This is a genomic window from Actinoplanes sp. NBRC 101535 (genome assembly GCF_030269225.1).
GTDB lineage: Bacteria > Actinomycetota > Actinomycetes > Mycobacteriales > Micromonosporaceae > Actinoplanes > Actinoplanes rectilineatus.
Window position 1 is genome coordinate 277,555 of sequence record NZ_BSSY01000005.1, and the last position, 14,898, is coordinate 292,452.

The window sequence follows — 14,898 nt, forward strand, 5'->3', positions numbered from 1 at the left end:
GACGTTCACGCTGCGTTCACCCTCGGGGGGTGGTCGCCGGACATCTGCGCTCCTTAGCGTCCGGGCAGCCCGTCGCCAATTCTTGGTGACCGGAGACCGAGGAGACGACCACATGCCCGACAAGATTCGCCGCCTGTTACCGCTACTGGGCCACAGTGGCGGCAGCCGGGACGCGATGACCTGTCTGTATCGCTGCGGGAACGCCTGTGACCACCCCGTGCCGAACACCTCCGACAACGACTACCTGGGTGACGTCGTCAACGCCGGGATGAGCCGTCGCGGCGTCATCCGGGCCGGCGCTGTCGGCGGCATGGTTCTGGGCTTCGGCGGGGCACTCACCTCCTCCGCCCCCGCCCTGGCCGGCGGCACGTCGCACGGGGGTTCGCACGGCGGCGGCAAGCCCGTCAAGGCCGGCAGGCTCACCTTCGAGGCCGTCGCCCCGAACACCGCGGACGCCGTCACCATCCCGAAGGGCTACCGGAGTTCGGTGGTGATCCGCTGGGGTGACGCGGTGGTGCCCGGCGCGCCCGCCTTCGACGTGCACAACCAGACGGTGGCCGCGCAGCTCAAGCAGTTCGGATACAACAACGACTTCGTCGGTGTGCTGCCGGTTCCCGGCGAGAGCGACCGGGCGCTGCTCGTGGTCAACCACGAGTACACCAACGAGAACCTGATCTTCCCGGGGTTCACCACGCTGGACGCGCTCACCGTCGACCAGATCAAGATCGCGATGGCCGCGCACGGCCTGTCCGTGGTCGAGCTGGAGCGGGTCAAGCGGACCGGCGAGTGGAAGCCGGTGGAGGGCAAGCGGCTGCGCTACAACCGGCGCATCACCGCCCTGGAGACCAGGTTCAGCCTGACCGGCCCCGCCGCCGGGCACGTGCTCCTGCGCACCGCCGCCGACCCCGAGGGCCGGACCGTCATCGGTACGCTGAACAACTGCGCCGGCGGCGTGACCCCGTGGGGCACCGTGCTCTCCGGCGAGGAGAACGTCAACCAGTACTTCGTCGGTGGCGACCAGGCCCCCGAGGAGCTGAAGGCCAAGCTGACGCGGTACGGGATCACCACCACCGCCCGGTACCCCAGCGACTCGCGCAAGTGGGAGCGGGCGCAGGAGCGGTTCGACCTGGCGAAGCACCCCAACGAGGCGCACCGGTTCGGCTGGATCGTCGAGGTGGACCCGTTCGACCCGGAGGCCCCGCCGCGCAAGCACACCGCGATGGGCCGGTTCAAGCACGAGGGCGCCAACGTCATCGTCGCGGACAACGGCAGGGTCGTCGCGTACATGGGTGACGACGAGCGGTTCGACTACCTGTACAAGTTCGTCTCCGACAAGAAGTTCCTCAAGGGGAACTCACCCGCCGCGCGCCGGCACAACCTGTCGCTGCTGGAGTCCGGCACCCTGTACGTCGCCAAGGTCACCGGCGACAGCCCGGCGTCCGAGATCGACGGCACCGGCAAGCTCCCCACCGACGGTAGGTTCGACGGCAAGGGCAAGTGGATCAAGCTGGTGTCCGGCAACACGTCGTTCGTGCCCGGGATGACCGCCGCCGACGTGCTGATCTTCACCCGGCAGGCCGGCGACGCGGTCGGCGCCACCAAGATGGACCGGCCCGAGGACGTCCAGCCGAGCCTGCGCACCGGCAAGATCTACGCGGCGATGACCAACAACACCAACCGTGGTGTCGGCACCAACGCCGCCGTGGACGAGGCCAACCCGCGCAACGCCAACAAGCACGGCCACATCTTCGAGATCACCGAGGACCGGGGCGACCACACCGGCACCGGCTTCACGTGGCAGCTCCCGATCGTCTGCGGCGACCCGGCCGCCGCCGACACCTACTTCGGCGGGTACGACAAGACGGCCGTCTCGCCGATCTCCTGCCCGGACAACGTCGCCTTCGACAGCGCCGGCAACCTGTGGATCTCCACCGACGGCAACGCGCTGGGCAGCAACGACGGCCTGTTCGCCACCCCGGTCGAGGGGAGGGAACGCGGCCACCTCAAGCAGTTCCTGACCGTGCCCCGCGGCGCCGAGACCTGCGGCCCGTTCGTCACCGGCGACGACAGGTCGGTGTTCGTCGCGGTCCAGCACCCCGGCGAGATCACCGGGGCCACCGTGGAGAAGCCGGCCTCGGTCTGGCCGGACGGCGACTTCGCCAAGCCGGCCGTGATCGTCACCTGGCGCCCGGACGGCGGCCCGATCGGCAGCTGATCAGGTCCGGTCATCGACGGCCGCGGCACACTTGCCGCGGCCGTCTAACCTGAGCCGGTGATCGACGTGTTGTCCCGGCACCGGCTGTGGTACCTGCTCGCGACCCTCGTCCTGGGCATCGGCGCCGGACTCGCCGATCAGCTGCTGCCCGGGCCGCTGGGATACGTGCTGCCCCTCGGTGCCCTGCTGCTGTCGGTGATCCTGCTGGTCGCCGTCGTGACCGTGATGGGCCGGCCGATGCCGCTGGTCGCCCGGCCCGCCGTGCCGTCGTTCGACTTCCTGCCCGGCCCGGCCCAGGTGCTGCTGACCGGGGCGCTCACCCTGCAGCAGGGCTCGCAGACCACCAAGGCGATCGTCGGGTCCATCACCGGGGCGCCGCAGCCGTGGGAGGCGTTCGACCTGATCCTGCGCCCGTTCGCGCTGGCCGTCCTGATCGTGCTGTGGACCGTCGTGCTGCGCGGCATGGGTCTGCGGCTGCGCCCGGACGGCGTGCACGACCGCCGCCTCCTCGGCTCGGTGTTCGTCCCGTGGGACGCGTTCGGCCCGGACGTCGTCACACCGGCCACCGCCACCAAACTGCCGCTGCAGGTCGCCCGGCCCGACCGGGTGGTGCGCCAGGGCTACTACCGCGGCGAGCCGTCGGCGCGGGTGTCCGCCGCCGACCGGGGCCGGATCGGTGCGCTGCTGCGGATGTACGCCGCGGACCCGGCCGCCCGCACCGGCATCGGACACCCGGACCGCCTCCCGGTCCCGGCGGGCGACTGACGCTACTGTCGGCGGGATGAGCGATCACGGTGCGGACGTGTGGACCCTGCATCGGCGCGGCGACGGCCGGCTCCTGGCCCGCCTCGCCGTCACCGACACCGACTTCCCCTGGCTGTACGCCCGGGTCGAGGCGGGCGACGACGACCTGACACCGCTGCGGCCGCTCTTCGCCGACGAACTGCACCTGCTGAACGACGTGGGCACGGACGTCCCGGCCTGGGAGCAGGCCTACGAGCTGATCCGGGACGCGGTGACGCTGCGCTCCCCGGAGGGGGTGGACGTGCCCGAGTTCCTGCTCCACGTTGAGGGCGACGAGGCGTGGTGGCGCTGGAGCGACGAACCGTTCGACGAGCCGCCCGCGGAGCCGTCGGGCGGTGTGCCCGGGCGGGCGTGATCGTGCAGCCGTTCGCCGTTCGCCGGACCCGTGGGACGGGTCTACGCGGCGCTCTGAGAAGGGCCGGTTCAGGCCAGCTCGCGGGCTGCGGCGACCCGGTCGGGGGGAAGGCCTTCGGCAGCCAGCGCGTGGCCGAGCAGGACCTTGCGGTAACCGTCGTGGGGCAACTCGGGGGCCAGCGTGATCAGCAGGTCCAGATCGGCGGGGGAGCCGTGGGCGCGTACCCGGAAAGCGGCGTTCGCGGCCCGCAGGGTGACGTCGCCGGGCTCGTGCCGCAGGCCCTGGCCGGTCAGGGCGGCGGCCTCGGTGAAGTCGCCGGATTCGGCGGCCAGGTCGGCGAGGTCCAGGTACAACGACCAGTTGTCCGGCTCCAGGTCCAGTGCGCGCCGGAGTGCCGCCATGTTCTGCGCGCGGTCGCCGAGGAGCCGCCACGTGCCGGCCCGGACGACCTCGGTCAGCATCACCCGCGCCACGGCGTCGGCGCGGTCGCACAGGGCGAACGATTCCTGCGTACGCGCGGAGAAGCGCAACAGGATCGCCATGCGCGCCATGGCTTCGGGGTCAGGGTCCCGGTCGACGACCGTGTCGAGCAGCCGCAGCCAGGGCCCGAGCGTCTCCTGGGCCGGGCCGGTGGTGAGGTCGGAGCCGTAGTCGGTGATGTTCAGGCACGCGTCGGCGAGCCCGGCGGCGGTGACCGCCGCGGTGAACCGGGCGTCGCCGAACCAGGGCGCGGACGTCCAGGCGATCTCCGGGCGAGTGCGAGATCCGCAGTGCTGGACATCCGCGCAGACTACCGGCGGGCGGTCAGGCGGCCAGGGGCTGGTCGGGGGCCTCGACCGGGGACCACACCGCCCACCGGGTGGCCGTGCCGGCCGCCTTGGCGCGGCGCATCGCGTTGCCGGCCCGCTGGACGGCCGTGTCGTAGTCGAGCTCGCCCGGGGCGGACACCGCGACGCCGATCGCCGCCGCGAGGGTGACCAGGGTGCCGGCGATCAGGACCGGGCCGAGGGCTGCCGCGACCCGGCCGGCCATCTCGTACGCCCCGGCCGCCTGGTCCAGTCCGGGGAGCAGCACCGCGAACTCGTCGCCGCCGGTTCGCGCCGGCAGGCCGTGGCCGCCCACGGTGCGGCGCAGCACCTCGGCGAACTCGGTCAGGACCAGGTCGCCGGCGTGCTGGCCGAGGGTGTCGTTGACGCCGCGGAAGCCGTTCAGGTCGATCATCAGGACGGCGGTGGGCCGGCCGGTGCGGGCGTCGTGGGACAGCGCCTGAGTGGTGGCCGCGGCGAACAGCGAGCGGTCGGCCAGTCCGGTGAGCCGGTCGGTCAGCGCCTGTTCGTCGTGGTCGCGGCGGACCAGATCCTGCCGGGCCAGCAGCAGGCCGCTCAGCACCGTGCCGCCCAGGACCAGGCCGGTCCAGGGCAGGAAAGGCGGGGTGGTGGACAGCAGCAGGCCGTGGATCAGCGCGACCGCGCCGAGTGGCAGGTACCGTCCGGTGTCGTGGTGCCGTACCGGTGGGGGAGGGTGCCGGCGCTGGTCGACGGCGGCGATCGCGAGCAGGGCCGTCGCGGCGACACCGGCCAGTGCCGGCAGGCGGCCGCCGGGCAGGGCGCCCGCGAGGAGCAGGATCAGGGCGCCCGCGCCGAGCAGGCGGACCGGGCGCTGGGCGGTGCCGTCGACGCCGCGCAGCACGGCCAGGGCGACGGCGAACAGCAGCACCAGGGCGGGGAGCAGCGCAGCCAGGGCGGGGAGCAGGGCCGGGCCGGGACTGTTCGGGAGCCGGGCGGCCGCGGCCCAGCCGAGCAGCATCACGCCACCGACCAGCACGATCGTCGCGTCCAGCGCGGTCGTCGACCGGGTGTGCCGGTGTGCGGGCAGCAGCGGGAACCGTTGGAACGCCACCAGCAGCAGCACCACGACCACCACGTGTGTCACCGCCGGGACCAGCGGCCCGGCGGCGACCAGCGCGACGAAGGCGGCGGCCATCGCGGCCCACGCCTGGCGCAGCCGGATCGGCAGGATCGGCTCGCGGGCCGCCCGGACCGCGGCGACCAGCCCGACGATGCCCAGCGGCAGCACCGCCGGCAGGCCCGGGACCAGCCCGGCGACCAGCATCGCGCCGAGGGTCAGCAGCCCGACGGCGAGCAGCGGGCCGTGCCCGGCGCGGTGGTCCGGGCCGTCGTGGTGGTGCCGGGCGAACCGTGCGGCCTGCGTGTGCCTCGTCCGTGTGGACAACGCCCCTCCTCAGCCCGAACGGTCGTGCTGTTGATCGGCTGACAGAGAAACGAACTTGAGGATGCGAGGTCCTAGGATCAGCGGATGACGCATGACGAGGCGGTCGCGGCCGCCCACCGGCTCGCCGCGGAACTCGCCCCGGGCGCGGCCCAGCGTGACCGCGACGGCGCCACGGTGGTTCCGCACGAGGCGCTGGCGGCGCTCGACGCCTCAGGTCTGCTGGCGATCACTGTTCCCGCCGCGGACGGGGGACCCGGGCTCGGTCCCCGTACCCTCGCTGACGTGGCCCGGATCCTGGCCGCCGCCGACCCCGCCCTGGCCCAGGTGCCGCAGGGGCATTTCCTGATGGTCGACGTGCTGGCCGTGCACGGCGGACCGCAGGCCCGCAAACGCCTCTACGCCGACGTGCTCGCCGGCCGCCGGTTCGGCAACGGCCTGGCCGAACGCGGCGGCAGACACGCGCAGGACCTGCGGACCCGGATCAGCGGCGGCCGGCTGGACGGCGTCAAGTACTACACGACCGGGGCACTGACCAGCGCGTGGATCGCGGTCAGCGCCCTGGGTGAGGACGGCCGGCTGGTGCTGGCGTTCGTGCCCCGCGACGCGGACGGCGTGCGCGTCGACACCGACTGGGACATGGTCGGCCAGCGGGCCACGATCAGCGGCACGGCCACCTTCACCGGCGTGACCGTCGATCCGGCGCTGCTGATCCCCTACGCGTCGGCGTTCGAGGTGCCGCAGCAGCTCGGCGCCCGCGCGCAGCTCTTCCACGCGGCCATCGAGGTCGGCATCGCCGGGGCGGCGCTCGCGGACGCCCGGGATTACCTGCGGGACAAGGCCCGGCCGTCGACCGAGGCGGTCCGCGCGGGGGCGTCCGCGGCGGCCGACGACCCGCACGTCAAGCATCGTTACGGCCGTCTGGCCAGCCGGGTCCGCGCCGCCGAGGCGTTGCTGGAGTCGGCAGCGCGGACCCTGGAGGAGGTCGGTCTGGTCCCGGCGGACGCCGAGGCCGCGGCACGGGGATCTCTCGCCGTCGCGGCGGCGAAGGCCTTCGGCAGCGAGGTGGCGGTGGAGGCCGGGTCGGAGCTGTTCGCGCTCTGCGGCACCAGCTCGGCGGCGGCGAAACACAACCTCGACCGGCATTGGCGCAACGCGCGCACCCACAGCGTGCACGACCCGGTCGATTGGAAATACCACCACATCGCGGCTTTTGAGCTTTCCGGCACGCTACCGCCCAATCACGGGCAGATCTGACTTTTCTGGTACGCGGTCACGGCTGATCCCACACGACGGCGTCGAAGGACACGGTGTCCTGCCGGCTGTCGATCTTCGTGATGGTGAGGCGTGCGGTGCGGTACTCGGTGGTGCGCACGCACAGCACGGTCTTGGTGGCGAGATCCTGGACGGTGGCGACGCCCTGCGAGGACACCGCGAGCCGGCACTCCTCGGCCCCGGGAGTGCCGTCGCCGTCCCACACCGCGAACGAGGACTGGGCGAACGCCGCCCGCCCCACCTGGGCCCGGCCCTCGATGATGCTGACGATGACATCCGCGCGGGAGCCGCTGTTGCTGATCTTCTGGGCCGGACGGGTGTCGAGTTCGGCCGCGGCGTCCAGGCCGAACGTCTCCACCACGACCCTCCCGGCCCAGGAGCCGGGTTCCGGTGCGGCCGCGGGGCTGCTGGGCGTGGCCGGCTCGGCGTCACCCACGGCCGGTGTCGTGGTCTGCCGCGGTGACGTGCGTGACGTCGCCGGGGTGGTCGCGGACGCCTCGGGCTCGTCGTCACCGCCGGACGCGACGATGGCGAACACGCCGCCGATCAGCGCCGCCAGGATGGTCCCGGCGAACGTCACCCAGATGTTGAGCCGGGTGTGGTCGGTGTCCTTCTGCTGCCGCTGTTCCGCCGTCATCGCCCCCGCCAAGCGCCATCCATCGATGAAAGTGCGCCCAGTGTAGTGACGGCCCTCGTGGTGTTCGCGCCTATTCGGGCCCGGTGTGCCGGAACGACGTGAAGACGACCTCGCCGGCGTGTTCGAACCCGAGACGCTCGTAGAGCCGGATCGCGTCCGCGTTGTCGTGCACCGCGTGCAGGAACGGCAACTCGCCCCGGGCCAGGATGCCCGCCGCGACCGCCATCGTCAGCCGCGCGCCCAGCCCCCGGCCGCGGAACGCCGGGTCGGTGCAGACCGCGCTCACCTCGGTCCAGCCGGGCAGCCGGAACCGTTCGCCGGCCATCGCGATCAGCCGCCCGTGCTCGTTGCGGATGCCGAGATAGCGGCCCATGTCCACGGTGCGCTTACGGAACGGCCCGGGTTTGGCGCGGGCGACCAGTTCGAGCATCTCCGGCACGTCGGCCTCGGTCAGCGGCACCGCCTCCGGGTCGTCGACGCCGGTCATGCTCTGGCCGACCATCTGCACGCCGTGACCGGTCGCCACGGTCTCCCAGCCGGATCTCGGGGTCAGCGCCGGACCGGTGAGCAGCGCCGTGGCGGTCAGCCCGGCGAGGTCCCGCCAGGCGGCCGGGTCGGCGGGGTCGCGCAGTGCGGCGAACGGGGCGATCTCGGGACGGTAGCGGGCGGCGTCACCGGCCGCGTCGGCGAAACACGCCTGCGGCCCGGACAGGGCGGCCCACACGGGATTGTTCAGCACACCTGCGACCCTGCCCGGTGCCCGCGGCTCGCGCCAGTCGATATCGTCCCGACCACCCGCGCGTGATCCGTGCCGCTTGTCGGATTTCTGCTAACCGTGGCGTGGTGGGGCCGCCAGCGCGGCGGCGCCGGTCGTCAGCGCCGGGATCTCGCCCGGCCACAGCGGCTTGGCGAACAGGTAGCCCTGACCGTACTGGCAGCCCATCGCGTCCAGGGCGGTGTGCTGGCCGGTCTCCTCGATCCCCTCGGCGACCACGGCCAGGTCGAGGTTGCGGGCGAGCGTGACGATCGCGTCGACGAGGGCGTGCTGCTGCCGGCTGTGCAGGACGTCATCGATGAACGATTTGTCGAGTTTTAGCACGTCCACCGGCATCTGCCGCAAGTAACTCAACGACGAGTAGCCGGTGCCGAAGTCGTCGATCGCCACGCGTACCCCGAGGGCCCGGAGACCCTTGAGATCGGACAGCACCTTGTCGGTGTCGCCCAGCACCAGACTCTCGGTGATCTCCAGCAGCAGCCACTCCGGGCGGGCGCCGGACTCGGCGATCGCCCGGCGCACCTGATCGGCGAAGTCACCGCTGCGGAACTGGCGCGGCGACACGTTGACGCTCACGTACCGCAGGGTGCACTCCGGGTCGTCCATCCGCCACCGGGAGAACTGCTCCAGGGCGGCCCGCAACACCCACTCGCCGATCCCGACGATCGCCCCGCTCTCCTCAGCGGCCTCGACGAAGTGGTACGGCCCCAGCAGCCCCCGCATCGGATGCTGCCAGCGCACCAGCGCCTCCAGACCGGAGATCAGGCCGGTGCTCAACTCCACGATCGGCTGATACTGCAGGACGAACTGCTCCTCCTCGATCGCCTCCAACAGTTGGGTACGCGTCTCCAGCCGCTGGACCATCGCGGTGTGCAGGTCGCTCTGGTACCGCTGCCAGGCGCCCTTGCCCAGCCCCTTGGCCAGGTAGAGCGCCAGGTCGGCGTGGCGCAGCAGCTCGGTCGGGTTCTCCGCCTCGCGGTTGGTGGCCAGCCCGACGCTTGCGGCGCCACTGACCAGCCGGGTCATCCCCTCGGTGTCGATCACCTCGATCGGCTGGCTCAGCGTGGACACCAGCCGGGCCGCCACCTGCTCGGCACGCTCGGCGCCCTCACTCGGCTCGATCAGCACGGCGAACTCGTCGCCACCCATCCGGGCCGCGGTGCTGCCCGCCCCGACGATCTCCGAGATCCGCCCGGCCACCTCGATCAGCAACTGGTCGCCGACGGCGTGCCCGAGCGCGTCGTTGACCTCCTTGAAGTCGTCCAGGTCGACGAAGAGCAAGCCGATGATCGAGCCGTCCCGGGCGGCCACGCTGAACAGCTGCTCCAGCCGGTTGCGGAACAGCACCCGGTTGGCGAGCCCGGTCAGCGAGTCGTGGAACGCCTGGTGGGTCAGGTCCTCCTCGAGGCGCCGGCGCTCGGTCACGTCGCGCATGGTGAGCACGAGTCCGCGTACCGTCGGATCCGCTCGAAGATCGCGCACGTCGCACTCGATCTCCACGCGCCGCCCGTCGGTGGTGACCGCGGCCAGCGCGACCCGGTCCAGCTCGCCCAGGCCGCCGTCGAGCCGGTCGAGCACCTCGTTCATCGCCTCCCGGGAGTCGCCGGCGAGCAGGCCGGCCAGCGTCTCACCGGTCGGGTCGGAGGTGCCGAACAGCTCACCGGCCGACGGGCTGGCATAGGTGACCACCCCGTCGTCGCTGACGATCATGATCACGTCCGAGGCGCTCTGGATCAGCGTCCGGAAGTACGCCTCACTGTCGCGCCGGCTCACCTCCGCGGTCAGCGTGATCCGCTCCATGATCACGGCGATCTGGGTGCTGAGCGTCGCGAACGAGCTGTGCACCGCCCGCAGCACCGGCTCCGGGGCGCCCAGCACCAGACTGCCGACCATGCCCCCGGGCAGCGCCTGGGTCGCGTAGAGCACCGTGCGGTACCCGCCGGACGAGCGGCCGGCGGGCAGCTCGGCGGCCGGGATCAGGCGTACCCCCTCCGGGGCCTCGCCCGCGAAAGGCGCCGGGAGCTGCAGGAAGTAATCCCGGTCGGCGGGCATCAGCAGCGCCACCGCCCGACGGCACGCCTTGGCCACGTCCTCCACGGTCGCCGCGCTGAACATCGTCGTCCCGGCCTGCCGCAACGCCCGCTCCCGGGCGCCGGCCTGCCGCTGGGCCATCGCCAGGTCACCGACCCGGGCCAGCACCAGCAGGAACATCACCGCCGCGGCGGCCGCGATCACCGGGGCGTCGACCAGCCCGCCGTGGGCGATCTCCGCGGCCCGGTTCTGCAGGTACTCGACGAACAGCACGACCGGGGCGACCAGCGCCGCGGTGGCCAGGAACAGCAGCCGGTGCGTGCTCATCTCGGACGTGGTCCGCTCACCCGGTTCGGTCAGGTCCCGCATCGACGGGCGCAACGCGGCGAACGCGGTCGCCCCGTAGAACACCACCCAGCCCAGATCGACCGGGCCACCGACGTTCCAGTCGTCGCTCAACTGCGACTGCCCGAAGATCAGGTCGGCGCAGAGCAGACCCACCATGGCCACACCCAGCGTGGACGCCGCGCCCGGCCGCCGCGCCGACGACGCCAGCAGCCGCAGCAGCACCGCCAGCGCCAGCCCGTCACCGAGCGGATAGCCGACCGCCACCACCTTCTGCAGGAAGGTCAGGTCGGTGTCCCGGGTGAACGGGGCGATCCAGTACACCCACACCAGCAGCCCCAGGCCGACGGTGGGCACCAGCGCGTCCAGCAGGGCCGCCCGGTCCGCCCGCGTCCCGCCGTCACGCGCCCGCACGAAGATCAGGAAGCCGGCGGTGAGCAGCGGATAGGTGGCCAGGTAGAACAGGTCGGCGCCACTGGGCGACGGCGGTCTCTGCCCGGCCGCGACGATCGCGTTGTAGACGGTGTCACCGGTGGTCAGGCACGCCAGGGCCGCCGCGATCAGATACCACGGCAGGGGCCGCTGCGGGCGGTGGATCCGCACCCCGGCCAGCACCATCAGCGCCGAACTGAACCCCAGCGCGGCCCAGGAATACAGGTGACTCTGCGGGAACGCGTAATACACGCCGATGGCCAGCACGAGCCACGCACCGAAGCATGCGCGGACCACTCGCGTCGACAACAGCGCAACTCCGATCGTGAGGCAGCGGGGATGCCGTCCGGCGATATCGGACGGCGCCCCACCGACCTGCGAGGTCCCGGCCGGTGGCAACCGGACGGCAACCGGACCGGACCCCGAGCCTCATCCGGCCAGAGCATCCACCAGCCGCCGGGCCGAGCCGGCCAGGTTCCACCGCTCGGCGAGGGCGAGTAACGCGTCCTCGTCACGCGGGGAACGCGGCAACGCCGGCGTGAACTCCGGCAGCGGCACGTCCGTGGTCACCTCGCAGACCGGCAGAGCCCGACCGAGATACTCCCGGGAGGCCTCCAGCTTGGTTCGCACACCCGGGGCGAAACCGGAATCCGGATCGTCCAGAGCGGCGAGGATCTCCGCCACCCCACCGTATCGCCCGATCAGCCGCGCCGCGGTCTTCTCCCCGACCCCGGGCACCCCGGGCAGCCCGTCGCTGGGGTCGCCGCGCATCGCCGCGAAATCCGCGTAATGCCGGGCGGCCACCCCGTATTTCGCCGTCACCAGCGCCTCGTCGGCGTCCTCCAGCTTGGCGACGCCCCGCCCGCAGTACAGAAGACGGGTGCCACGGGCGTCGTCGACCAGCTGGAACAGGTCACGGTCACCGGACACCACCTCGACCGGGCCGGGCTGGGTCGCGGCGAGGGTCCCGAGCACGTCGTCGGCCTCGTAGCCCTTCACCCCGAACGCCGGGATGCCGATCGCGGCGAGCACCTCCAGCAGGACCGGAACCTGCCGCTCCAGCGAGGCCGGCACCTCCTCGACGTCCCCGTGCGCCACCCGGTGCGCCTTGTAGGTGGGGACCAGCGCGACCCGCCAGGCCGGCCGCCAGTCCGCGTCGAGCGCGCACACCAGCCGGTCGGGACGCCGTGTCCGGACCAACTGGGCGATCATGTCGAGGAACCCGCGGATCGCGTTGACCGGCTCGCCGGCCGGGGTCTGCGCCGCCTTCTCGGGGATGCCGTGGAACGCCCGGAAGTAGAGGCTGGGGGCGTCGACGGCCAGCAGTGGTGGTGTCACGCCGACCACCCTGCCACACCCCTGTGACAAGTCCGCCCCACCCGTGTCGGGGAACCGGTGACATGCCTGCTCAGCGCCCATCCTCCCTGCGGGTGATGACATGGCCGAGCCCGTTTCCGCGCCCCTAGTCTACCGTGCATGCGACAACCCCTCAGTAGCCGAAGAACGACCGCCGCACAGTGGCTCTCCGGCCTTCTCGGCGTCCCCGTCCGGGAGCCCACACTGCAGGAGCGGGACTCCTATCAGGCCCGGATCACCGAGGCCGAACGGGTGGCCGACGAGATGCTCGCCCTGCGCCGTGCGGCGGAGATCGAGTGAGCCTTCACCGCCCCCGGGTCCTGGACGCCTCCGCCGTGGTGGAGCTTCTCCAGGGCCACCCCGACCTGATGTTCGATCTGGACCGCGCGGCCGAGGGAAAGCTGAGGCTGGTGATCCCGATGATGGCCCAGTTCGACGCCCAGGTCACGCTCGCCTTGAGCACCGCGGTCTGGGACCGGTTCGCCGCCTGGCGCGGTGTCACCATCCCGGCGCCGGACCTGCACCGCTCCACCCGTTCCGCCGACATAGCCCGGGAACGCCTGGAACTGGGCCTGCCCTACCGCGACCTGACCAGCCCCCAGATGATCGGCCACGTGGTGCACGAGGCGACGGTCCTGGACGGCATCGTCGTCACCCGCTATCCCCCGATCTATCTGGGTCACCATCTGTCCACCCTCGCCATCTGAACGCCGGTGGCGGTCGACGGCGCTCGACCGCCACCGCCTCGCGCCGCGAGCGCCACGAGGCACCGATCGATCGATCGACGAGAGCCCCGGGAGGCCCTGACGGCCGTTAATCTGACGGGCATGACCGTGGATCGCATGCTTCCCACCCCCGAGGCACACGAACTGCTCGACCTGACCCGGGAACTCGCCGAGCGGGAACTCGCCCCGCGCGTCGACGAGTTCGAGGCGCGCGGGGAGTTCCCCCGCGAGGTGGTGCGGACGCTCGGCCGTTCCGGACTGCTCGGCCTGCCCTACCCGGAGGCCGACGGCGGCGCCGGTCAGTCGTACGAGATCTATCTTCAGGTTCTGGAGATCCTCGCCGGCAGTTGGCTGTCCATCGCCGAGGCGGTCAGCGTCCACACCCTGTCGTGTTTCCCGGTTGCCGCGTTCGGCAGCGAGGCCCAGCGCAAACTGTTGCCGGAGATGGTCGGGGGCGACCTGCTCGGCGCCTACGCGCTGTCCGAACCGCACGGTGGCTCCGACGCCGCCGGGCTGACCACCCGGGCGGTGGCCGACGGCGACGACTTCGTGGTGACCGGGACGAAGGCGTGGATCACGCACGGCGGGTTCGCCGACTTCTACAACATCTTCTGCCGGACCGGAGGCCCCGGCCCGCGCGGGATCTCGTGTCTGCTCGCCGACGCCGCCACCCCCGGGTTGCTGCCGCAGGCGCGGGAACGGCTGATGGGCCTGCGGTCCGCCGCTCCGGCGCAGATCGTCCTCGAGGACGCCCGGGTGCCGAAGGACCGGCTCGTCGGGGAGCAGGGCGGCGGGTTCACCATCGCCATGCAGGCCCTCGACGCCGGGCGCCTCGGGATCGCCGCGTGCGCGGTCGGGCTGGCGCAGGCCGCCGTCGACTACGCCGTGGCGTACGCGAAGGAACGCGAGCAGTTCGGCACCCCGATCGGGCGGTTCCAGGGGCTCGGTTTCATGCTCGCCGACATGGCCACCCAGGTGTCCGCCGCGCGGGCGCTGCTGCTCGCCACCGCGCGGCTCAAGGACGCCGGCCGGCCGTTCTCGATCGAGGCCGCCAAGGCGAAGCTGTTCGCCACCGACGTCGCGATGAAGGTCACCACCGACGCGGTGCAGGTCCTCGGCGGGTACGGCTTCGTCGCCGACCATCCGGTCGAGCGCTGGTTCCGGGAGGCGAAACTGCTGCAGATCGTCGAGGGCACCAACCAGATCCAGCGGCTGGTGATCGCACGGTCGTTGACCGGCTGAAAAGCAACGAACGGTAGGGTTGCGCCCGTGGAAGAGATCGACCAGGCGATCGTGACGGCCCTGACAGTGGACGGCCGGCTGTCGTACACCGACCTGGCCGAGCGGGTCGGCCTCAGCGTGTCCGCCGTGCACCAGCGGGTCCGGCGCCTCGAGCAGCGTGGCGTGATCGCGGGCTACACCGCTCGCGTGTCCTACGAGGCGCTGGGCCTGCCGTTGACCGCGTTCGTGGCGATCCGCCCGTTCGACCCGTCGCAGCCCGACGACGCCCCGGAACGCCTGGCGCACCTGACCGAGATCGAGTCGTGTTACTCGGTGGCCGGTGAGGACTTCTACACCCTGCTGGTGCGGGTCAAGTCCCCGTCCGACCTGGAGCGTCTGCTGCAGGACATCCGGACGGCCGCGAACGTCACCACCCGCACCACTGTCGTGTTGTCCACGCCGTACGAGAACCGCCCGCCCCGGATCGGGTGAGATCCG

General features: G+C 72.2%; 14 protein-coding genes. 8 read left to right on the forward strand and 6 right to left on the reverse strand.

From position 1 onward, the window contains the following. Positions 1–112 precede the first annotated feature (112 nt). Genes QSK32_RS16120 through QSK32_RS16130 form a run of 3 tightly spaced genes read left to right on the forward strand, consistent with a single transcriptional unit; the run spans position 113 to position 3,374 of the window. Positions 113–2,215, forward strand: a complete 2,103-nt coding sequence (locus QSK32_RS16120; protein ID WP_285472379.1) for a PhoX family protein — start codon at positions 113–115, stop codon at positions 2,213–2,215. 57 nt (positions 2,216–2,272) lie between these two features. After that, a complete protein-coding gene (locus QSK32_RS16125; protein ID WP_157410936.1) occupies positions 2,273–2,980 on the forward strand; it encodes a hypothetical protein in 708 nt (235 codons plus the stop codon). A gap of 16 nt (positions 2,981–2,996) precedes the next feature. After that, positions 2,997–3,374: a hypothetical protein gene (locus QSK32_RS16130; RefSeq protein ID WP_045741783.1), complete on the forward strand. Its 378-nt coding sequence runs from the start codon at positions 2,997–2,999 to the stop codon at positions 3,372–3,374. A gap of 68 nt (positions 3,375–3,442) precedes the next feature. Here QSK32_RS16130 and QSK32_RS16135 read toward each other — a convergent pair whose 3' ends face one another. Next, positions 3,443–3,916, reverse strand: coding sequence for a tetratricopeptide repeat protein (locus QSK32_RS16135; protein ID WP_285472380.1), 474 nt, complete (start codon positions 3,914–3,916; stop codon positions 3,443–3,445). A gap of 262 nt (positions 3,917–4,178) precedes the next feature. Next, positions 4,179–5,606 (reverse strand): GGDEF domain-containing protein, encoded by a 1,428-nt coding sequence (locus QSK32_RS16140; RefSeq protein ID WP_285472381.1) that lies wholly within the window; start codon positions 5,604–5,606, stop codon positions 4,179–4,181. 84 nt (positions 5,607–5,690) lie between these two features. On the opposite strand from QSK32_RS16140, the gene QSK32_RS16145 reads away from it, so the two are divergent. Continuing rightward, positions 5,691–6,860 carry an acyl-CoA dehydrogenase family protein gene (locus tag QSK32_RS16145; protein ID WP_285472382.1) on the forward strand — a complete coding sequence of 390 codons (1,170 nt, stop codon included), beginning with the start codon at positions 5,691–5,693 and terminating at the stop codon, positions 6,858–6,860. Positions 6,861–6,876: 16 nt separating this feature from the next. On the opposite strand, the gene QSK32_RS16150 is transcribed toward QSK32_RS16145, so the two are convergent. From QSK32_RS16150 to QSK32_RS16165, 4 genes are all read right to left on the reverse strand, one after another. Then, the gene (locus QSK32_RS16150) at positions 6,877–7,527 is read right to left on the reverse strand and encodes a hypothetical protein (RefSeq protein ID WP_285472383.1); all 651 of its coding nucleotides are present in this window, start codon (positions 7,525–7,527) and stop codon (positions 6,877–6,879) included. Positions 7,528–7,585: 58 nt separating this feature from the next. Beyond that, on the reverse strand, positions 7,586–8,254 hold the full coding sequence (locus tag QSK32_RS16155) for a GNAT family N-acetyltransferase (protein ID WP_045741787.1): 669 nt from the start codon (positions 8,252–8,254) through the stop codon (positions 7,586–7,588). A 90-nt stretch (positions 8,255–8,344) separates the two neighbouring features. Further along, positions 8,345–11,407 (reverse strand): putative bifunctional diguanylate cyclase/phosphodiesterase, encoded by a 3,063-nt coding sequence (locus tag QSK32_RS16160; protein WP_285472384.1) that lies wholly within the window; start codon positions 11,405–11,407, stop codon positions 8,345–8,347. 120 nt (positions 11,408–11,527) lie between these two features. After that, the gene (locus tag QSK32_RS16165) at positions 11,528–12,436 is read right to left on the reverse strand and encodes a 5'-3' exonuclease (protein WP_211275337.1); all 909 of its coding nucleotides are present in this window, start codon (positions 12,434–12,436) and stop codon (positions 11,528–11,530) included. Between the two features lie 138 nt (positions 12,437–12,574). Between QSK32_RS16165 and QSK32_RS16170 the strand changes: the two genes are divergently transcribed. From QSK32_RS16170 to QSK32_RS16185, 4 genes are all read left to right on the forward strand, one after another. Beyond that, the gene (locus QSK32_RS16170) at positions 12,575–12,754 is read left to right on the forward strand and encodes a hypothetical protein (RefSeq protein ID WP_045741790.1); all 180 of its coding nucleotides are present in this window, start codon (positions 12,575–12,577) and stop codon (positions 12,752–12,754) included. After that, a complete protein-coding gene (locus tag QSK32_RS16175; RefSeq protein WP_045741791.1) occupies positions 12,751–13,161 on the forward strand; it encodes a hypothetical protein in 411 nt (136 codons plus the stop codon). Before QSK32_RS16170 ends, QSK32_RS16175 begins: the two co-directional genes overlap by 4 nt. A 120-nt stretch (positions 13,162–13,281) precedes the next feature. After that, positions 13,282–14,421: an acyl-CoA dehydrogenase family protein gene (locus tag QSK32_RS16180; RefSeq protein ID WP_045741792.1), complete on the forward strand. Its 1,140-nt coding sequence runs from the start codon at positions 13,282–13,284 to the stop codon at positions 14,419–14,421. A 27-nt stretch (positions 14,422–14,448) separates the two neighbouring features. Further along, positions 14,449–14,892: an Lrp/AsnC family transcriptional regulator gene (locus QSK32_RS16185; RefSeq protein ID WP_045741793.1), complete on the forward strand. Its 444-nt coding sequence runs from the start codon at positions 14,449–14,451 to the stop codon at positions 14,890–14,892. The last annotated feature ends 6 nt before the right edge of the window (positions 14,893–14,898 follow it).